Annotated in this window: 18 protein-coding genes and 2 tRNA genes; 14 read left to right on the top strand and 6 right to left on the bottom strand. The window is 62.8% G+C overall.

The features are described from left to right. Positions 1–5 precede the first annotated feature (5 nt). The 10 genes from ACXAEH_RS02155 to ACXAEH_RS02110 all read left to right on the top strand — a co-directional run bounded on the left by ACXAEH_RS02155 (position 6) and on the right by ACXAEH_RS02110 (position 10,491). Complete coding sequence (locus ACXAEH_RS02155; RefSeq protein ID WP_475035501.1) at positions 6–1,124, top strand: primosomal protein N' (replication factor Y) - superfamily II helicase; 1,119 nt, start codon at positions 6–8, stop codon at positions 1,122–1,124. Positions 1,125–1,299: 175 nt separating this feature from the next. Further along, on the top strand, positions 1,300–1,746 hold the full coding sequence (gene dtd / locus ACXAEH_RS02150; RefSeq protein ID WP_475030852.1) for a D-aminoacyl-tRNA deacylase: 447 nt from the start codon (positions 1,300–1,302) through the stop codon (positions 1,744–1,746). A gap of 434 nt (positions 1,747–2,180) precedes the next feature. Further along, positions 2,181–3,764, top strand: a complete 1,584-nt coding sequence (locus ACXAEH_RS02145) for an ABC transporter substrate-binding protein (RefSeq protein ID WP_475030851.1) — start codon at positions 2,181–2,183, stop codon at positions 3,762–3,764. Position 3,765: 1 nt separating this feature from the next. After that, on the top strand, positions 3,766–4,722 hold the full coding sequence (locus ACXAEH_RS02140) for an ABC transporter permease (RefSeq protein ID WP_475030850.1): 957 nt from the start codon (positions 3,766–3,768) through the stop codon (positions 4,720–4,722). Beyond that, positions 4,719–5,534 carry an ABC transporter permease gene (locus tag ACXAEH_RS02135; RefSeq protein ID WP_475030849.1) on the top strand — a complete coding sequence of 272 codons (816 nt, stop codon included), beginning with the start codon at positions 4,719–4,721 and terminating at the stop codon, positions 5,532–5,534. Before ACXAEH_RS02140 ends, ACXAEH_RS02135 begins: the two co-directional genes overlap by 4 nt. Continuing rightward, entirely contained in the window at positions 5,531–7,168 is a 1,638-nt protein-coding gene (locus tag ACXAEH_RS02130) for an ABC transporter ATP-binding protein (protein WP_475030848.1), read from the top strand. The genes ACXAEH_RS02135 and ACXAEH_RS02130 overlap by 4 nt, the downstream gene beginning before the upstream one ends. A gap of 223 nt (positions 7,169–7,391) precedes the next feature. After that, positions 7,392–8,033, top strand: coding sequence for a DUF1326 domain-containing protein (locus ACXAEH_RS02125; protein ID WP_475030847.1), 642 nt, complete (start codon positions 7,392–7,394; stop codon positions 8,031–8,033). 6 nt (positions 8,034–8,039) lie between these two features. Beyond that, positions 8,040–8,864: a DUF2182 domain-containing protein gene (locus tag ACXAEH_RS02120; protein ID WP_475030846.1), complete on the top strand. Its 825-nt coding sequence runs from the start codon at positions 8,040–8,042 to the stop codon at positions 8,862–8,864. Between the two features lie 150 nt (positions 8,865–9,014). Continuing rightward, entirely contained in the window at positions 9,015–9,851 is an 837-nt protein-coding gene (locus tag ACXAEH_RS02115) for an alkaline phosphatase family protein (protein WP_475030845.1), read from the top strand. 82 nt (positions 9,852–9,933) lie between these two features. Continuing rightward, positions 9,934–10,491 carry a DUF4453 domain-containing protein gene (locus tag ACXAEH_RS02110; protein WP_475030844.1) on the top strand — a complete coding sequence of 186 codons (558 nt, stop codon included), beginning with the start codon at positions 9,934–9,936 and terminating at the stop codon, positions 10,489–10,491. On the opposite strand, the gene ACXAEH_RS02105 is transcribed toward ACXAEH_RS02110, so the two are convergent. The 4 genes from ACXAEH_RS02105 to ACXAEH_RS02090 all read right to left on the bottom strand — a co-directional run bounded on the left by ACXAEH_RS02105 (position 10,492) and on the right by ACXAEH_RS02090 (position 15,701). Further along, positions 10,492–11,418: an alpha/beta hydrolase gene (locus tag ACXAEH_RS02105; RefSeq protein WP_475030843.1), complete on the bottom strand. Its 927-nt coding sequence runs from the start codon at positions 11,416–11,418 to the stop codon at positions 10,492–10,494. Positions 11,419–11,537: 119 nt separating this feature from the next. Next, positions 11,538–13,427 carry an acyl-CoA synthetase gene (locus ACXAEH_RS02100; RefSeq protein WP_475030842.1) on the bottom strand — a complete coding sequence of 630 codons (1,890 nt, stop codon included), beginning with the start codon at positions 13,425–13,427 and terminating at the stop codon, positions 11,538–11,540. Positions 13,428–13,657: 230 nt separating this feature from the next. After that, the gene (locus ACXAEH_RS02095; protein WP_475030841.1) at positions 13,658–15,457 is read right to left on the bottom strand and encodes an ABC transporter transmembrane domain-containing protein; all 1,800 of its coding nucleotides are present in this window, start codon (positions 15,455–15,457) and stop codon (positions 13,658–13,660) included. A 170-nt stretch (positions 15,458–15,627) separates the two neighbouring features. Beyond that, positions 15,628–15,701 (bottom strand) — tRNA-Gly (locus ACXAEH_RS02090). A gap of 119 nt (positions 15,702–15,820) precedes the next feature. Here ACXAEH_RS02090 and ACXAEH_RS02085 point away from each other — a divergent pair. Together ACXAEH_RS02085 and ACXAEH_RS02080 are read left to right on the top strand one after the other, a co-directional pair. Beyond that, the gene (locus ACXAEH_RS02085) at positions 15,821–16,579 is read left to right on the top strand and encodes a CbiX/SirB N-terminal domain-containing protein (RefSeq protein WP_475030840.1); all 759 of its coding nucleotides are present in this window, start codon (positions 15,821–15,823) and stop codon (positions 16,577–16,579) included. A gap of 123 nt (positions 16,580–16,702) precedes the next feature. Further along, positions 16,703–16,776: transfer RNA gene (locus ACXAEH_RS02080), tRNA-Cys, on the top strand. Between the two features lie 216 nt (positions 16,777–16,992). On the opposite strand, the gene ACXAEH_RS02075 is transcribed toward ACXAEH_RS02080, so the two are convergent. Both ACXAEH_RS02075 and ACXAEH_RS02070 read right to left on the bottom strand, forming a co-directional pair. Beyond that, the gene (locus ACXAEH_RS02075; protein ID WP_475030839.1) at positions 16,993–17,298 is read right to left on the bottom strand and encodes a hypothetical protein; all 306 of its coding nucleotides are present in this window, start codon (positions 17,296–17,298) and stop codon (positions 16,993–16,995) included. Between the two features lie 20 nt (positions 17,299–17,318). Further along, positions 17,319–17,783 carry a hypothetical protein gene (locus tag ACXAEH_RS02070; RefSeq protein ID WP_475030838.1) on the bottom strand — a complete coding sequence of 155 codons (465 nt, stop codon included), beginning with the start codon at positions 17,781–17,783 and terminating at the stop codon, positions 17,319–17,321. A 118-nt stretch (positions 17,784–17,901) separates the two neighbouring features. Here ACXAEH_RS02070 and ACXAEH_RS02065 point away from each other — a divergent pair, with 118 nt between their 5' ends. Together ACXAEH_RS02065 and ACXAEH_RS02060 are read left to right on the top strand one after the other, a co-directional pair. Then, positions 17,902–18,099 carry a hypothetical protein gene (locus tag ACXAEH_RS02065; protein WP_475030837.1) on the top strand — a complete coding sequence of 66 codons (198 nt, stop codon included), beginning with the start codon at positions 17,902–17,904 and terminating at the stop codon, positions 18,097–18,099. A 14-nt stretch (positions 18,100–18,113) separates the two neighbouring features. Next, positions 18,114–18,299, top strand: coding sequence for a hypothetical protein (locus ACXAEH_RS02060; RefSeq protein WP_475030836.1), 186 nt, complete (start codon positions 18,114–18,116; stop codon positions 18,297–18,299). The last annotated feature ends 37 nt before the right edge of the window (positions 18,300–18,336 follow it).

Below are 18,336 nucleotides of genomic sequence, written 5' to 3'. Positions count from 1 at the left end.
TGACCATGCCCCCGCCGCCGCCCTCTTCTGCGGCCTCCAACAATGAAGAGAGCCACCGCTTCCCCTGCGAGCAATGCGGCGCGGATTATTCCTATGATCCAGCAAATGGCACGCTGACCTGCGGCCATTGCGGCCATACCAACAGCATCCGCAGCGGCCCCTGGACGGGAGGCGCCCTGCAGGAGCTGGATTTCCGCGCCGCTGTGGCCGACCAGCTGCCGGAAGCGGAAATCGAAGTGACCCGCGTCTCCGCCTGCCCCAACTGCGCGGCACAGGTTGAGTTCGCCCCGGACACCCACGCCAAGGAATGCCCTTTCTGCGCCACCCCGGTGGTCACCGGCACCGGCGAGAACCGGCACATCAAGCCCAAGGGCGTGCTGCCCTTTGCTATAGCGGAACGCGAAGCCCGCAAGGCCATGAGTACCTGGCTGGGGCAACTGTGGTTCGCCCCGAACGGCCTCAAGGACTACGCCCGCAAAGGCCGGCGCATGCAGGGCATCTATGTGCCCTACTGGACCTACGACGCCCAGACCCGCAGCAGCTATTCCGGCCAGCGCGGCACCGTCTATTACGTGACCGAAACCTATCAGCAGGATGGCGAGACCAAGACCCGGCAGGTCTCCAAGGTGCGCTGGACGCCGGTTTCGGGCCGGGTGCAGCGGTTTTTCGACGATGTGCTGGTGCTGGCATCAAAGAGCCTTCCCAAACGCTACACCGAGGCGCTGGAGCCTTGGGACCTGTCGCAGCTGGAGCCCTATCAGCCGCAGTATCTGGCGGGGTTCCGGGCCGAAGCCTATACGGTGGATCTGGAAGCCGGATTTGCCGAAGCCGGGCAGAAGATGGACCGGGTGATCGAACGCGATGTCCGCTTTGACATCGGCGGCGACCGTCAGCGCATCGGCCATATCGGCACCAAGATGTCCGAAGTAACCTTCAAGCACATCCTGCTGCCGGTCTGGCTCGCTGCCTACAAATACCGCGGCAAGACCTACCGGTTTGTGGTCAATGGCCAATCCGGCCGGGTGCAGGGAGAGCGCCCCTATTCGGCGATCAAAATCGCCGCCGCTGCCCTGGCCGCCGCGGCGGCGGTTGCTGCGGTTGCCTATTTCGCGGGACAGCAGTGACACTGCCCCGGCACGCCTGGGGCACCGCAAAGCTGATAGCAGCACCATCCCTGCTTCTTTCTGGTAAAAAATACTCCGGGGTGAATTGGCCGCAGGCCAAGAGGGGCGGCGCCCCTCTCTGCAACTCAGCGGCGGCACCGGGCGGCCGCAAACAAGACACATCCGGAGAACAGACATGCGCGCATTGATACAACGGGTCAGCGAGGCCTCGGTCACCGTGGACGGTGAAGCCATCGCAGAAACCGGTCCCGGCCTGCTGGTGCTGATCTGCGCCATGCAGGGCGACGGCGAGGCCGAGGCGGAGCAGCTGGCCGCCAAGATCTCCAGGCTGAGGATCTTCCAGGACGAAGCCGGCAAGATGAACCGCTCGGTTCTGGACACCGGCGGCAGCGTTCTGGTGGTCAGCCAGTTCACCCTGGCCGCCGACACCCGCCGCGGCAACCGGCCCGGCTTTTCCGCCGCGGCAGCCCCGGCCGAGGGGAAACGGCTTTATGAATATTTTGCCGCCCGGCTTGCAAGCCTGGGGATCAAAACCGCCACCGGGCAGTTCGGCGCCAGCATGAAGGTGCGGCTGCTGAATGACGGGCCGGTGACCATCTGGATCGACACCGGCGACGCTTGACCCCTTGGCGCCGGCACAGCCCCGGCTGCCGCAAAGATGCCGGAACCCCGGCGGCAGCAGGCCCCTGCAGCCCGGCACGGGCTTTGCCGGATGCGGCACGGGCGACGTTTTTTGGCCTGGAAGCATCGATTCTGTCACACAGGCAGGCTGTTTCCGGGCGCACCGGGGCAGATTCATAAAAAAACCGCCAAATGCGGGCACAAAAATTTCTTGTCGCATTCCAGATGTTTTTTTGATTTACAATTGGCACCAAACCCAAAAACGGCACCTCATCTCAAAAACGCGACATCAATCCAACGGAACTCACAGCCCCGTGAGCATCTGCGCCGCGCCCCCTGCGAATAACGCTTGCGAGGTTGCGGCAAATCGGCAAATCTTGAACCACCAATCAAGAAAAAGGTGCTGGAGGCACCACAACCAATCGGGAGAACTCCATGAACAGACACATGCAGTATCTGGCCAGTCAGGCTGCGGCAGGCAAACTGTCGCGCCGCGACTTCCTGGGCAAAGCCGCCGCACTGGGCTTTACCGCTGTTTCCGCAAACCTGCTGCTGTCCAGCGCAGCCCAGGCCGCCGGCCCGCAAAAAGGCGGCACCCTGCGCATGGCGCTGCAGGGCGGCTCCACCACCGACAGCCTGGACCCGGCGCTGACCACCAACCAGGTCGGCCTGATGCTGATCCGGATGTGGGGCGAACCGCTGGTCGAACTGGCGCCCGACGGCGGCATCGAAGGCAAGGTCGCCGAGAGCTTTGAAGCCTCCGCCGACGCCAGCGTATGGACCTTCAAGCTGCGCCCGGGCGTGATGTTCTCGAACGGCCAGGCGGTGACCGCGGACGACGTTGTCGCCACCATGGACCGCCACTCGGGCGAGGAAACCAAATCCGGCGCCCTGGGCATCATGCGCGGCATCAAGAACGTGCGCGCCGACGGCGACACCGTTGTCTTTGAGCTGGACTCGCCCAACGCCGACCTGCCCTATCTGCTGTCCGACTACCACCTGGCAATCCAGCCCAACGGCGGCAAGGACGATCCGGCAGCCGCCATCGGCACCGGCCCCTATGTGCTGAAAGACGTCAACATGGGCGTCCGTTTCGTGGCCGAGAAGAACCCCCACTACTGGGGCGATCTGGGCAACGCGGACACCCTGGAGCTGGTGGTGATCAACGACAACACCGCCCGTGTTGCCGCGCTGCAGTCCGGCCAGGTCGACCTGATCGACCGGGTGCCGCCGAAAACCGCCAAGCTGGTCGGCCGCGCGCCGGGCGTCACCGTGCACTCCACCGCTGCTGCCGGCCACTACGTGTTCATCGCGCATTGCAACACCGCACCGTTCGACAACAACGACGTGCGGATGGCGCTGAAATACGGCATCAACCGCCAGGAAATGGTCGACAAGATCCTGAACGGCTATGGCTCGGTCGGCAACGATACCCCGATCAACGCCTCCTACCCGCTGTTCACCGAGTTCGAGCAGCGTGAATATGACCCGGACAAGGCCATGTTCCACCTCAAGAAGTCGGGCCATGACGGCGGCATCCTGCTGCGCACCTCGGACAACTCCTTCCCGGGCGCGCCGGATGCGGCAGCGCTGTTCCAGCAGTCCTGCGCCAGCGCCGGCATCAAGCTGGACATCAAGCGCGAGCCGAACGACGGCTACTGGTCGGAAGTCTGGAACGCGCAGCCGTTCTGCACCAGCTACTGGGGCGGCCGTCCGACCCAGGACCAGATGTTCTCGACCGCCTACAAGTCGGACGCGGACTGGAACGACACCCGTTTCTTCAACGAGAAGTTCGACCAGATCCTGGTTGCCGCCCGCGGCGAGCTGGACACCGCCAAGCGGACCCAGATGTATGCCGACATGTCCACCATCCTGCGCGACGAAGGCGGCTTGATCTGCCCGATGTTCAACGACTTTGTCGATGCAACCACCGACAAGATCGACGGCTGGCAGGAAGGTGTCAAAGGCCAGCCCCTGATGAATGGCTACGCGCCGATGAAGATGTGGGTCAAAGCCTAATATGTCTCCGATCGTAAAACTTTTGGCTCAGCGCATTGCGCTGAGCCTTCTATTGTTGCTGCTCATCTCCGTGGTGATCTTTGCCGGCACGATCGTTCTGCCTGGTGATGTTGCTCAATCCATTCTCGGCCAATCCGCCACCCCCGAAGCCCTGGCCAACCTGCGCAAGGAACTGGGCTTGAACGAACCGGCGCTTGAGCGCTATTTCTCCTGGCTGTTCGGCGCGCTGCAGGGCGACCTGGGCACAGCACTGACCAGCGGACAGGACATCACCACCGCGATTGCCGGCCGTTTTGGGAACACTCTGTTCCTGGCCTTCTGGGCCGCCGTGGTTGCCGTTCCCCTCGCGATTTTCCTGGGCCTTCTTGCCGTCCGCTTCAAGGACCGCTGGCCTGACAAGCTGATCTCGGCCGTGACCCTGGCCTCGATCTCGATCCCCGAATTCCTGATCGGCTACGTGCTGATGTTCGTCATCGCAGTGAAACTGCGCTGGTTCCCGTCTGTTGCAATGGTCAACGACAGCATGAGCCTGTTTGAAAAACTGAACGCCATCGCCCTGCCGATCGCCGTGCTGACACTGGTTGTTCTGGCCCACATGATGCGGATGACCCGCGCGGCCATCCTCAACGTGATGCAGTCGGCCTATATCGAAACCGCCGAACTGAAGGGCCTCAACGCCTTTCAGGTGATCTACCGCCATGCGTTCCCGAACGCGATCGCACCGATCGTCAACGTGGTGATGCTGAACCTCGCCTATCTGGTGGTCGGCGTCGTGGTGATCGAGGTGGTCTTTGTCTACCCCGGCATGGGCCAGTACCTGGTGGACCACGTGTCCAAACGTGACGTGCCTGTTGTCCAGGCCTGCGGCCTGATCTTTGCCGCCGTCTATATCGGTCTCAACATGATCGCCGATATCGTCGCCATCCTGAGCAACCCGCGCCTGAGGCACCCGAAATGAAGAACATCCCTATTTCCGCAGTCATCGGGCTGTTCTTCACGGCCCTCTACTTCCTTGCCGCAATCTTTGCCCCGCTGCTGGCGCCCTATGGCGTTGGCGAGGTGGTCGGCGATGTGTGGGAGCCCTCCAGCTCTGAATACCTGCTGGGCACAGACAACATCGGCCGCGACCTTCTCAGCCGGATGATCTACGGCGGCCGCACCACCATCTTCATCGCCACCGCTGCGACTGTCCTGTCCTTCACCCTGGGCTCTGTCCTCGGCTTCTTTGCCGCGGTGATGGGCGGCTGGGTCGACCAGGCGCTGTCGCGCTTTGTCGACCTGGTGATGTCGATCCCGACGCTGATCTTTGCGCTGGTGGTGCTGTCGGTTGCGCCGGTCACCATTCCGATGCTGATCATCGTGATGGGCCTTCTGGACGCCACCCGCGTCTACCGCCTGGCCCGGGCCGTCGCGGTGGATATCGAAGTCATGGACTATGTCGAGGCAGCCCGCCTGCGCGGCGAGAAGACCGCCTGGATCATCTTCCGCGAGATCCTGCCCAACGCCCTGTCGCCGCTGATCGCGGAGATGGGCCTGCGCTTCATCTTTGCGGTTCTGTTTGTCTCCACCCTGTCCTTCCTGGGCCTGGGCGTGCAGCCGCCTGAGGCTGACTGGGGCGGCATCGTGAAAGAGAACAAGGAAGGCATCGTCTACGGCATTCCTGCGGCTCTGATCCCGGCCTTTGCCATCGCCACCCTGGCGATCTCGGTCAACCTGGTGGCTGACTGGGTGCTGAACCGGACCACATCGCTGAAAGGAGGCCGCGGATGAGCGATACCCTGTTGAAAGTCCGCGGCCTGAAAATCGGCGCGACCATCTTTCCGCCCGGCGAAAAGCCCCGCGACATCGAGATCGTGCACGGGGTCAGCTTTGACCTCGCGCCCGGCAAGGTCCTGGGGCTGATCGGTGAATCCGGTGCCGGCAAGTCCACCATCGGTCTTGCCTCCATGGCCTATGGCCGCGGCGGTGTGCAGATCACCGGCGGCGAGGTCTGGGTCAATGGCCGCGACATCCTGAAGAGCGGCCACCGCGACGTGCGTTCTCTGCGCGGCGGCGAGGTGACCTATGTGTCGCAATCGGCAGCAGCCTCCTTCAACCCGGCCAAAAAGATCATGGACCAGGTGGTCGAGGCGGCAGTGGAGCAGAAGAAATTCTCCCGCAAGGAAGCCGAAGACCGTGCCCGGGTGCTGTTTGCCAAACTGGGCCTGCCGGATCCGGACAACATCGGCGACCGCTTCCCGCACCAGGTGTCGGGCGGCCAGCTGCAGCGCTGCATGACCGCGCTGGCGCTGTGCCCGGAGCCGGATCTGGTGGTGTTCGACGAACCAACCACCGCGCTTGATGTGACCACCCAGATCGACGTGCTGATGGCGATCAAGGAAGCGATCCGCGACACCGGCGTGGCCGCGCTCTACATCACCCACGACCTGGCGGTTGTGGCGCAGGTGAGCGACGACATCATGGTGCTGAAGATGGGCAACACCGTCGAATACGGCAATGTTGACCAGATCATCAACAACCCGCAGGAGGAGTACACCAAGGCGCTGGTCTCGGTCCGCTCCATCGAGCACGAGGAAAAGGCCCCGACGCCGGATCCGGTGCTGAGCGTGCGCAACATCACCGCGCGCTACAAGGGCACCAGCTTCGACGTTCTGAAGAACGTGAATGTCGATCTCTACCCCGGCCAGACCCTGGCCGTGGTGGGTGAATCCGGCTCGGGCAAATCCACCCTCGCCCGGGTGATCACCGGCCTGCTGCCCCCGCGCGAAGGCGAGATCGAGTTTGCCGGCCGCAAGCTGTCGCCAGACCTCAAGGGCCGCACCCGCGAGGACCTGCGCGAGCTGCAGATGATCTACCAGATGGCGGACGTGGCGATGAACCCGCGCCAGACCGTCGGCACCATCATCGGCCGCCCGCTGGAATTCTACTTCGGCATGCGCGGCGCGGAGAAGAAGAAGCGGATCATCGAACTGCTGGATGAGATCGAACTGGGCGAAAAGTTCATCGACCGCTATCCGGCGGAACTGTCCGGCGGCCAGAAGCAGCGTGTCTGCATCGCCCGCTCGCTGGCGGCCAAGCCCAAGATGATCATCTGCGACGAGGTCACCTCGGCGCTGGACCCACTGGTGGCGGACGGCATCCTGAAGCTGCTCCTGGACCTGCAGAAGATCGAGGACGTGGCCTATCTGTTCATCACCCACGACCTGGCGACGGTACGTGCCATCTCGGACAACATCGCGGTGATGTACCAGGGCCAGGTCCAGCGCTACGGCGGCAAGTCCAAGGTGCTGAGCCCGCCGTTCGACGATTACACCGACCTGCTGCTCAGCTCTGTCCCCGAGATGCGGCTCGGCTGGCTGGAAGAGGTGATCGCCAACCGCAAGATGGAAAGCGCCGGCAACTGAACCGGCGGATATTCCGCAGCCTGGCCCCTGCCCGCATTGCGGGCGGGGGCTTTTTCTTATTCGGCTCCCCTGCAATTTGTGGTATTTTATTGCCACCGGGGAGAATGCGGCGGAACCAGCCGCAAGTAATAGTAATATAACTGAGCGTGGCTGTTTCCTCATGCAGGCCTAACCCAAATCCTCCGGGCAGTTTTGCTTTTGCGGCGGAACAGGAGGGACTGCCATGACGGACTGGGCCATTCACGGATTTGAAATCGCGAACTGCAACTGCGTTCCCGGCTGCCCCTGCCAGTTCTCGCAACTGCCCAATGATGGCACCTGCGAGGCGATGCTGACATTCCGGATCGACACGGGGCACTACGGGGAGACCAGCCTGGACGGGCTGCTGGCGGCAGCCATCTACAAATGGCCCGGGCCGATCCACGAGGGCAACGGCGAGATGCAGCTGATCATCGACGAGCGGGCAACGGCGGGTCAGAAAGCCGCGCTCGAGGCGATCATGACCGGCCAGGACACCGCCGAATTCGCCACCATGTTCTTTGTGTTCAACGCCATGTGCACGACCCGGCATGAAACCCTCAGCGCCGCGGTCAGCCTGACTTATGACACCGCAACCGGCAAGGGCCATGCCAAGGCCGGCGATATCGGCGAAACCTCGGTAGAGCCGATCCCCAACATCGTTTCCGGCGCGCCGCATTCGGTGCAGATCAAACTGCCCAACGGCTTCGAATATGCCGAGGCCTCGGTGGCTCGGGGCAGCACCAAAACCCCCGGCTCTGCCATAAGCCTGGAGAAGAACAGCAATACTCACGCCCACGTCGCCGAGCTGCACTTGACCGGTGCAGGCGTTCAGCGGGCGGCCTGACCTGCCATGGGCCGGCCGCAGCACACCGATGGGCAGGCCGAACGGCTGGCCCGCCATGACCGGGCCATAGTGATCGGCGCCGCCGGGTTTGTCGTGCTGCTGAGCGCGCTTTACACCATCTTCGGCGTTGGCATGGAGATGAGCGCTGTCGAGATGACCCGCATGGCCCGCCCGATCGGCGAACCGATGCAAATGGGCAGCGGCACTGTCTGGACGGCGTCCTATGCCGTGCTGATCTTCCTGATGTGGTGGGTCATGATGGTCGCGATGATGACCCCCAGCGCAGCACCGGTGCTGCTGCTGTTCACAGCTATCAAGAAAGCCGGATCCCGCCCGGACCAGGCCCCGCTGCTGGGCCTGGTGTTCCTCAGCGGCTATCTCTTGGCCTGGGGAGTGTTCTCAATCGCAGCCACCGCCTTGCAGTGGGGGCTGGAAACAGTTGGCCTGTCAAACGGCCCAATGATGTCGCTCAGCAGCCGTGCCCTTGGCGGTGCACTTCTGCTGGCGGCGGGCGCCTATCAGTTCACCCCCTACAAGCACGCCTGCCTTACCCATTGCCGTTTGCCGGTGCATTTTCTGACCGCGCACAACCGCACAGGCTTGGCTGGTGCTTTGCTGATGGGCGCCCATCATGGAACCTTTTGCCTGGGCTGCTGCTGGGCGCTGATGCTGCTGCTGTTTGCCGGCGGCATCATGAACCTCTACTGGATTGCAGGCCTGGCGCTTTATGTGCTGGCCGAAAAGCACTTTGCCCATGGCCGGCTGTTCACTGCTGCCACCGGCGGACTGCTGGTCCTGGCCGGCAGCTATGTTCTGGCCACTGGCCTGTAATGCCCTGCTGCGCCGAACCGGGACACGCAGTGGAAAAAACCGCTCCAAAATGACGGTTTCAGACCATTTGTCCGTTTTTTGAATGGCCCTTCAAGAAAGTGACACGTAGATGCCGCAGCTAGGCGTCCGCTAGGCAAAAGGATTCGGCGAATGGACAACAAACTCCTGCTCATCATTCTGGACGGTGTGCCGTGGCGCAATTTCCGCCGGCTGTTCGGAAACCTGGAAGGCTGGGTGGACAGCGGCGATGCCCGCGTCTGGAAACTGCGCTCGGTGCTGCCGTCGATCTCGGCCAGCTGCTATGCCTCGATCCACACCGGGGTTGCGCCCGCCATCCACGGCTCCACCGGCAACGCCAACGTCTTCCGCCTGAAGGAGAAGGACGTGTTTTCCCAGGTGCGCGAAGCCGGCGGTGTGACCGGTGCCGTGGCGCACAGCTACTGGTCCTCCTTCTTCAACCGCCACCCCTTCGATTACGTGCGCGACATCGAATATGACGAGCCGGAGAGCAAGACCATCAACCATGGCCGTTTCCACTCGATGACCGGCTACGGCAAGGACAACCAGATGACGCCCTCGGATGTCGATCTGTTCGGCACCCTGACCAATCTCTGCCTGCGCTTCGGCCTCGACTACGGCATGCTGCACACCTGCACGCTGGACTGCATGGGCCACCGGTTCTTTCACGACTGCCAGGAAATGGACCACGCCTGTTTCGTGATGGACGAGATGCTGGCCCCCTTCATCACCCGCTGGCGCGACCTGGGCTATGAGGTGATCGTCACCGCCGACCACGGCCAGGACGAGCGCGGCCACCACGGCGGCCGCGGCGCACTGCAGCAGGAAACCGCGCTCTATTACTTTGGCGAGGCCGACGGCCCCGACCATGACGAGGTGATCGACCAGCGGCAGCTGGCCCCGACCATCCTGAAACGCCTGGGTGCACCGGTTGCTGACACCATGAAGCACGAGTCCTTCCTGAAGTAACCCGGCACCACTGACACTTGCGCGGCGGCTTTGTGCTAGACTGGCACAAGGCCGCCGTTTTCATTTGTCAGGAAGGATTGCCATGAAGTCCCTTGTGTTTGCCGTTTCCCTGCTGGCCTCCCCTGCCGTGGCCAGCGATGCCTGCCATGACCTCTGGTTCACCCGCAACGCAGTGATCGACCGTGCCGGTTACTGCTTCGGCTCGCCGCTGGGCCAGGCGGTGTTCAACAACGGCGATTGCATCGGCAAATCCGTCTCGCTGCCGCCGCAGGCCGAACGCATGGTGGCGCTGGTCAAGGAGATGGAAGCGCGGTTCGCCTGCCGGGTAAACAACAAGCGGACCTCCCTGGATCTGGATGACCTGTTCCTGCGTTATCAGCTGTGGGACTTGCCGGTGCGCGATGAATACGAGAGCGCCTGCCTGGGCTGGCTTGGCCCGGTCATGGGCCTGCGCGCCGGACACCGCCCGGATGCGCCGCTGGTCGGGCAGATCACCCCCGGCGACTATGTGAACTACTCGCATATCCCGGTGGGCAGCTGGACCTATGTCACCACCTCCGGCCCCGACTGGCAGGTGACCAGCGGCGGCTGGCTGGATACCTCGCTGTTTCAGGAGCACTGCCAGGATTACGCAGGATAGTCAGTCCTCGTAGGACCATACCCCCTGCCCCAGCGCCTCGATCGCAACCGAGATCCGCTCGAAACTGTCGCGGGCCCGGCCGACGCTGTGGCGGGCGCGCAGGTAGCCGTGGATCAGCCCCGGCTCGTTGATCCAATGCGCCTTGCCGCCGGCCGCCAGGATGCGGTCGCGGTAATCGCGGGAATTGTCGCGCACCGGGTCGCAATCGGCGCTGACCAGCACGGTCGGCGGCAGGTCCGAAAAGTCGCTGTCCGCCAACGGCGCATAGAGCGGGTCGTTCTCCGGCGGCTCCCCGTCCGCCCGGATGCGATGGTAATACAGCACATCCTCGCGGGTCAGCATCGGCGCCTGGGCATGTTCGATATAGGAACCCTGGTTCATATCACCGCCAAAGGCTCCATAGATCAGCACCTGGCCCAGGATCGCCTCGGTGCGGCTGCGGCCATGATGCGCCACCGCGGCGCACAGGTTGGCCCCGGCGCTGTCGCCCATCAGCACAATCCCCTTGCCATAGGCCGCTTCGACCCAGCCCAGCACCACCCAGGCGTCCTCGAACGCCGCCGGATGCTTGTGCTCGGGCGCCAGCCGGTAATCCACCGCCACCACCCGGTAGCCGGTCTGGGCGCAGATCTCGGCGCAGACGTCGTCATGACTGTCGAGCCCGCCGACCACAAACCCGCCGCCATGGCAGAACATCACTGTCCGGGTCGGGTCGCCCGCGGTATAGATCCGCACCGGCACACCATTGGCCGAGATATCCTCGACCGAGACCACATCCGGCCGCGGCACCCGGAACTCCTGCGCCATGGAGTTGTATATCCGGCGCTGTTCTTCGATGGACATGTCGACAGCATCATCGGGATAGAGCTCTCCGGTCTTCTGGATGAAGTCCCAGGTCTCCTCGTCGATCAGCTTTTCATAGTCCATCTGCGAGCCTCCCAGTGCCAGTGTTTTTCCAGAGCCTAGGCAGAGTTTCCCGCAAATGGAATGCCTGAAAGAAAAAGCGCCCCGGAGGGCGCTCTTTATCTCACGTCAGTTCCGGGGCCTCAGGCTGCTGCGGCAGGCTCCCAGGGCCGGGTGAAATTGTTCAGCACGCCGTTGATCTCGGCTTCAGAGCTGCCATTGGCAGCGACCTGCGCCACCAGCCCGCGTTTCTTGTCGTCGGTGACACTGACAACCCGCGCCGCCAGCCCGGCCGCCTCCAGCGCGCCGTTGTAGACGCGGGTGATCGCGTGCTTGCGCAGGTCCGGCTTGAACACCTTGCCAACCGCGGTTTTCGGCAGCGCGTCCAGCACCGTCAGATGTTTGGGCACCGCAGCGCGTTCATGCACGTGCACCTTGCAGTACTCCAGCAGCTCCGCCTCGCTGACAGAGGCCCCCTCAACCAGTTCGACAAAGGCGCAGGGCAGCTCGCCCGCGTGCGAATCCGGCTGGCCGATGGCGCCGGCAAAGGCCACAGCCTCATGGCCCAGCAGCGCCTCTTCGATCTCGGCCGGGTCGATATTGTGGCCGCCGCGGATGATCAGATCCTTGGCCCGGCCGGTGATCCACAGGTAGCCCTCCTCGTCGATCCGGCCCAGGTCGCCGGTGCGCAAATGGGTGTCCTGATAGTAGAGATCCGCGTTCTTGTCGGCCTCGGTATAGGTGTTGCCGGCAAAGACACCGGGGCTGGAAACACAGATCTCGCCCACTTCGTCGGCACCGCATTCCAGCGGGCCATCATTGGTCTGCTTGACGATGCGCACATCCGTATAGGGGAACGGGATGCCGACCGAGCCGACCTTCTTCTCGCCGCCCGGCGGGTTGCAGGAAACCAGGCAGGTGGCCTCTGTTAGCCCGTAGCCTTCGACAATCGCCACGCCCGAGACTTTCTCAAACCGCTTGAACAGCTCCATCGGCATCGGCGCCGACCCCGAAAACGCCGTTTTCACCGAAGAAATATCCGCATCCACCTCCCGCTGCATCAGCGCCGAAACAGCGGTGGGCACGGTGATGATAAAGCTGATCTTCCAGCGTTCGATCAGCTTCCAGAAGTTGTCAAAGACGCCCTCGCCGCGGTAGCCCTGCGGCGTCGGGAACACCACATGCGCGCCCGAGGCAATCGCCGCCATCATGATCACATGCACCGCAAAGACATGAAACAGCGGCAGCGGGCACATGATGTTGTCTTCTTCGGTGAACAACAGCGTGTGGCCGATCCAGCCGTTGTAGATCAGGCCGGAATACTTGTGCTGCGCCACCTTGGGCATGCCGGTGGTGCCGCCGGTGTGAAAATAACACGCCACCCGGTCGCCATCACTGTCGGCAAAACTCAGCGTCTTGGGATGCTTGGCCATCTCCCTGGAGAAATTCAGGTAGTCCGCATGGCTCGGCCGGCTGTCCAGCTTGGGCCGCAGCAGCGGCACGATCCAGGATTTGGGCGGTGTCAAATAGCGGTTCAGGTCCACCTCCAGCACCGTGTTCACCCCCGGTGCATGGCGCACCGCCTCGGCCACCTTTTGCGCGACGTCCGTTTTCGGGAAGGGCCGCAGGGTCACCACCACCTTGGCCTTGGTCTCGCGCAGGATCGATGCGATCTGTTCCGGCTCCAACAGCGGATTGATCGGGTTCACGATCCCCGCCACTGCGCCCCCCAGCATGGTCACCAGTGTTTCGTGGCAGTTGGGCAGCACGTAGGCGACCACATCCTGCTCGCCCACTCCCAGCGCGCGGAACATGTTGGCGGCCTGGCTCACCTGATCCTTCAGGGTGCTCCAGGTCAGGGTTTCCGCCTTGTCCTGCGGGCCCGAGAAAATCTGATAGCTGACCGCCTTGCTGTCCGGGTATTTGCCCGCGGTGCGCGATAGCAGCCCGTACAGCGTAGCCGGAAGCTCCCGCGCCTCCCACGGCATTTCGTTCTGCAGCGCGTCGCGGTCCGCGATTCCGGAAAAACCCATAGATCTCCTCCCCGTTCCCCCGGTGCACAGCCGGTGTACGCCCGGTGCACGGAGTGTGTCCTGTTTTTGCCCAGACTATTGCAAACGCGCAGTTGCGCAAGCGCCGGGTCGGGGTCACGCCAAGGCAATTTGCCCGATGACGTGGCGCCAAGCCCGGATCCCGGACCGGTTCCAGGCAAAAACGCCCCGGAACCGGTCCGGGGCGCCAGAAGTCTTACGCAGTGCTGCGGCTATTCCGCCGCCAGCCCTTCAGTGAATTGCAGCTTGGCCAGCCGTGCATAAAGCCCGCCCGCCGCCACCAATTCGTCATGGGTGCCAGAAGCCACAATCCGCCCCTGGTCCATCACCACGATCCGGTCGGCCTTTTTCACCGTGGCCAGCCGGTGCGCCACGATCAGCGTCGTGCGGCCCTGGCTCAGCTCGTCCACAGCCGCCTGCACCAGCCGCTCGCTTTCGGCGTCCAGCGCCGAGGTGGCCTCATCCAGCAGCAGCACCGGCGCATCCCGCAAAATGGCGCGGGCAATGGCAATCCGCTGCTTCTGGCCGCCCGACAGCATCACGCCGCGCTCGCCGACAAAGCTGCCATAGCCGTCGGGCAGCTTCGAAATGAACTCATGTGCCGCGGCGGCCTTGGCAGCGGCCTCGACTTCCGCATCCGAAGCATCCGGCCGGCCAAAACGGATGTTTTCAAGCGCCGAAGCGGCAAAGATCACCGGATCCTGCGGCACCAGCGCAATGTGGCGGCGGAACTCATCGCGCTGCAGATCGGTCAGCGCCATGCCGTCCAGCTTCACCGCCCCCTGGTTGGGGTCGTAAAACCTCTGCAGCATCTGGATGATGGTGGTCTTGCCCGCCCCCGACGGGCCGACAAAGGCAACCGTTTCACCTGGCTGCACCTTCAGCGACACCGCCTCCAGCGCCGAGACATCGGGGCGCGAGGGATAGCGGAACGACACATTGTCAAACTCAATCGCGCCCTTCACCGGCGCCGGCAGCACCTGCGCCGCAGCCGGATCCAGCACGGTATCCTCGGCGTTCAGCAATTCCACCAGCCGCTCGGTCGCACCTGCGGCGCGCTGCAGTTCGCTCCAGATCTCCGACAGGGCAGCAACGGAACCGGCCACCAGCACCGAATAGATCACGAACTGGATCAGGGTGCCCTCGCTCATCAGGCCCGCGCGCACGTCATTGGCGCCCATCCACAGGACGCCGACAATGCCGGAGAACACCAGGAAGATCACAATGACAGTCAGATAGGCCCGGGTCTGGATACGGCGGCGTGACACGTCATAAGCGGTCTCGGTCATCTCGCCGAATTTCAAGCGGCTTGCTGCCTCATGGGTATAGGCCTGCACCGTCTGCACTGCCCCCAGCGCCTCGCCTGCATTGCCCGAGGAGGCCGCGATCCAGTCCTGGTTCTCTTTGCTGATCGCCCGCAGGCGGCGGCCCAGCACCAGGATCGGCACGATCACGGCAGGCACGATCAGCAGCACCAGCATCGTCAGCTTGGCCGAGGTCAGCAGCATCAGCACCATGCCGCCCAGGAAAATCAGCAGGTTGCGCAGCGCAATGGAGACGGAGGAGCCCAGCACCGACTGGATCAATGTGGTATCGGTGGTGATCCGGCTCAGCACCTCGCCGGTCATGATCCGCTCATAGAACTCCGGGCTCATGCCGATCACCCGGTCAAACACCGCCTTGCGGATATCGGCCACCACCCGCTCCCCCAGCCGGGTCACCAGCGCATAGCGCACACCGGTGCCAACCGCCAGCAGCGCCGCAATCACCAAAGCCGCGCTGAAATAGAGGTTCAGCAGCTCGGAATCGGAGACCCGGAAATTATCCACCACCCGGCGCACCGCCAAGGGCAGCGTCAGCGACAGCCCGGCCGTCATCACCAGCGCGCAGGTGGCAGCGAACATCAGCACCCGGTAGGGCCGCATAAACGGCCACAGCGCCGAAAGCACACCAATTTTCCGCGAGCTCGCCCGCTCCTGCTCCGCGTTCGGGGCCGCCTGATTTCGCGCCATTCCGGATCCTTCAAACAGTCTTGCGCCGTCACGGGCCCGCGCCCGCCGCATATGCCAAGGTTCATGGCCCCGCAGGCAATCGGCGTCAAGCGTTCAGCAGTTTAAATATATGCAAGAAAACAGGCATCCGCCGCGGCAGATCGTACCAGTTCAGAAGTTCCGGGAAGGTCTGGAGCGGGTAGCGGGAATCGAACCCGCACCTTAAGCTTGGAAGGCTCTTATGATACCATTTCACCATACCCGCTCAGGACATTTGCTGATGTATGGGAAGCGTCCGGCGAGGTCAACCATCTTGATTTCGATTATCCCCGCCCAGCCGGAAAAAACGCCGCGCCCCTTGCGAAAACCCGGCAAGCTGCTCAAATGACACTGTATTCCAGCCGCCTGGCTTCACCCTGCTTCCGGATCAGCGCCTTGACCTCAATCCCGCCCGTTGCCGTCATCACCGCCCATGGCCAGCCCTCTGACCCGGCACCCGCCGAGGCAGATCTGGCGCAGCTGGCTTTGGCGGTTGCGCCGCATCTGCCGGGCTGGGAGGTCCGCTCCGCCACGCTTTCCACCGCCAGCCGTCTCGAAAAGCAAACAGCCGATGGCGCCCTGATCTACCCGTTCTTCATGTCCCGGGGCTACTTCACCGCCAAGGTGCTGCCGGAGCGCCTGAACGGCGTCAGCTGCCGGATGGCAGCACCGTTCGGCTTGGATCCCGGCCTTCCGCAGCTTGCCGCCCGGGCGGTGCAGGACGCGGCCGGCAAACAGGGTTGGGACCTGCATGGCCTGCATCTGCTGCTGGCCGCCCACGGCTCTGCCCGCGGCCCCAAAGCGGCAGAAGCGGCCGAAGAATTTGCCGCCCGCCTGCGCCCTCTGCTGCCGGGTTGCGCGGTCTCGCCCGGCTATGTCGAACAAGACCCCCGGATCGCCGCCGCGGCGGCGCCCTTGCCTGCCCGCACCTTCTGCCTGCCGTTCTTTGCCCAGGCCGGCGACCATGTGAAACAGGATCTTCCAGCAGCCCTGGAGACGGCCCGGTTCAAAGGAATTGTGCTGCCGGTTGCCGGCGCCCTGCCCGGTGCGCCAGAACTGATCGCCGCAGGCATCCGTGCCGCGGCCGCCGGCAGCGCCCCTTGACCGAAGTCCACTCAAATGAAATTCTAGCCATCCAGAAAGAAAAGCAATTTTTGGCCCGGGCAGAGGCAAAACGCCTCTTGCACCGGCGCCGGGCATGTGATTAATCACGCCTACACCACGGATGGCGAGTTGGCGGAGTGGTGACGCAGCGGATTGCAAATCCGTGTACACCGGTTCGATTCCGGTACTCGCCTCCAAATAAAATCAGGCACTTACGCCGATTTCACGAAAGCGCCGCGAAACGCTCTCAACACACCTCTCAACATTCCTGTTTCGGCTCCGTTCTGTTCTCCCGGCGCGCACAGGGGATTTTAAGTTCCAGTTGAACCGCGCAAAATCAGCACCTTGGCCAATTCCACTCCCACAGACAAAGCGGAAACAAAGGGGGAAAGTGGGAGCGGCGCAACCGCTCCTTACCTGGACTGCTGCGCCAGCATAACCAAGGAAAAACCCATCTTATGAAGCGCCTGGGTCACCTCAGGCTTTGAGATGTCCACTTTGCCTTCCCGCCTCCAGACGCCAAGTGCGACTTCCACATCGTCAGGGAAGGAAATCCCCATGCCCTCTGAAATGATCAGCAAAGCAGTTTCCTGAGGCGAGAGCCCTGCTGCTTTTCCGACTTGCTGCATTTCAGAGCGCCATGACCCCTCGAATGTGTTTGGCGGCACAGCCATGGCCGCCAGCGCTGTATTCACCTTAAAGGGATAAAAGAAACTCAAACCCAATCTCCTTTGGCCAATCATTTCTTGGGCCGAGACTTCCCCCTTGCACGAGAAAGCCGCATAGCATTCGCGTTATAGTCGCGTTGGAACTGCTCAAGCAACCCGGTCAGATCGTCCCCCTTGCGATAAAGCAGGCTGCCAGCCTCGCCGCTGCTGTGGACATAGACAAGGCAGCCGCGGTCCCAAACCGTTCTGACGGCGGCTTCAGCGTCGGATTGCGATAGGCCGATGCACAAGGGCGTGTGAAAGAAGATCTGCTCATCTTTGGCCGCGTGCTTCAGATCCCTGAACAGGTACTCCCGGTCCACCAGGATCTTTTCCGGCTTGGTCGATCTGACCCCGCGCACGTCATCCTTAAAGACGCCCGCGTTTGGCCTATCAACATCCGCGCCCCAAGCTCTGGCGGCGGCCATTTGGTCGCCCAGTTCCGGGCGCCCTTCTTTGAGCATGATGTAGACGGTTTTTCCGGTCGTGTCGGGCACTTTTTATACAGCCTCACTGCGCGATTTCTTTTTATCGCTATCTAAAAAGCGTTGCCAGAGTCAAGCGACTCACTTATTATCAACGTTATAAAAGTTATCTCATTCTCTGGAGGCTTGAATGGCGACAATTGAGGTCACACTGACCGAAGACGAGATCCACGAGGCCTGCAAGTATTGGGCAACCACCCGCATTCTCAATGAAGGGCGGGCAATGTCTTCCCAACTCAGCGCCACTGTCTGCGAGGGAAAGCCAACCGGCACGCTCAACAGCTGCAAGGTCTGGGTAGAGACAGACCGAATGAAGAAATCCACCTAACCCCGGAGGGACCAATGCCCCAAGAATTGATCGACAAGTACATGTGGCCTGCGCTCGCGTGGTTCGGCGCGGTTGCTCTGGTGGCGTTCATCAGCATTTGGACGTCCAACAGTTTCGCATGGAAGATGAAGTGCATCGACGCTGGCGGCGATTACTTGGCCAGCTCAGGCGTATGCCGCCTTAGCGGCAAATCCAACTAGCCCCCGCCCCCCAGAACGACAAAAGCCCCGGTGATTG

This window comes from Leisingera sp. ABM4_060 (assembly GCF_056158765.1).
This window is presented reverse-complemented; position numbering and strand designations above follow the sequence as displayed.

Excerpts from the sequence above, each read along its gene's own strand:
- ACXAEH_RS02085 (WP_475030840.1), top strand. The coding sequence starts at position 15,821 with ATGACACTGTATTCCAGCCGCCTGGCTTCACCCTGCTTCCGGATCAGC.
- ACXAEH_RS02130 (WP_475030848.1), top strand. The coding sequence starts at position 5,531 with ATGAGCGATACCCTGTTGAAAGTCCGCGGCCTGAAAATCGGCGCGACC.
- dtd (WP_475030852.1), top strand. The coding sequence starts at position 1,300 with ATGCGCGCATTGATACAACGGGTCAGCGAGGCCTCGGTCACCGTGGAC.
- ACXAEH_RS02110 (WP_475030844.1), top strand. The coding sequence starts at position 9,934 with ATGAAGTCCCTTGTGTTTGCCGTTTCCCTGCTGGCCTCCCCTGCCGTG.
- ACXAEH_RS02120 (WP_475030846.1), top strand. The coding sequence starts at position 8,040 with ATGGGCCGGCCGCAGCACACCGATGGGCAGGCCGAACGGCTGGCCCGC.
- ACXAEH_RS02100 (WP_475030842.1), bottom strand. The coding sequence starts at position 13,427 with ATGGGTTTTTCCGGAATCGCGGACCGCGACGCGCTGCAGAACGAAATG.
- ACXAEH_RS02145 (WP_475030851.1), top strand. The coding sequence starts at position 2,181 with ATGAACAGACACATGCAGTATCTGGCCAGTCAGGCTGCGGCAGGCAAA.
- ACXAEH_RS02060 (WP_475030836.1), top strand. The coding sequence starts at position 18,114 with ATGCCCCAAGAATTGATCGACAAGTACATGTGGCCTGCGCTCGCGTGG.
- ACXAEH_RS02155 (WP_475035501.1), top strand. The coding sequence starts at position 6 with ATGCCCCCGCCGCCGCCCTCTTCTGCGGCCTCCAACAATGAAGAGAGC.
- ACXAEH_RS02140 (WP_475030850.1), top strand. The coding sequence starts at position 3,766 with ATGTCTCCGATCGTAAAACTTTTGGCTCAGCGCATTGCGCTGAGCCTT.
- ACXAEH_RS02125 (WP_475030847.1), top strand. The coding sequence starts at position 7,392 with ATGACGGACTGGGCCATTCACGGATTTGAAATCGCGAACTGCAACTGC.
- ACXAEH_RS02065 (WP_475030837.1), top strand. The coding sequence starts at position 17,902 with ATGGCGACAATTGAGGTCACACTGACCGAAGACGAGATCCACGAGGCC.
- ACXAEH_RS02095 (WP_475030841.1), bottom strand. The coding sequence starts at position 15,457 with ATGGCGCGAAATCAGGCGGCCCCGAACGCGGAGCAGGAGCGGGCGAGC.
- ACXAEH_RS02115 (WP_475030845.1), top strand. The coding sequence starts at position 9,015 with ATGGACAACAAACTCCTGCTCATCATTCTGGACGGTGTGCCGTGGCGC.
- ACXAEH_RS02135 (WP_475030849.1), top strand. The coding sequence starts at position 4,719 with ATGAAGAACATCCCTATTTCCGCAGTCATCGGGCTGTTCTTCACGGCC.
- ACXAEH_RS02105 (WP_475030843.1), bottom strand. The coding sequence starts at position 11,418 with ATGGACTATGAAAAGCTGATCGACGAGGAGACCTGGGACTTCATCCAG.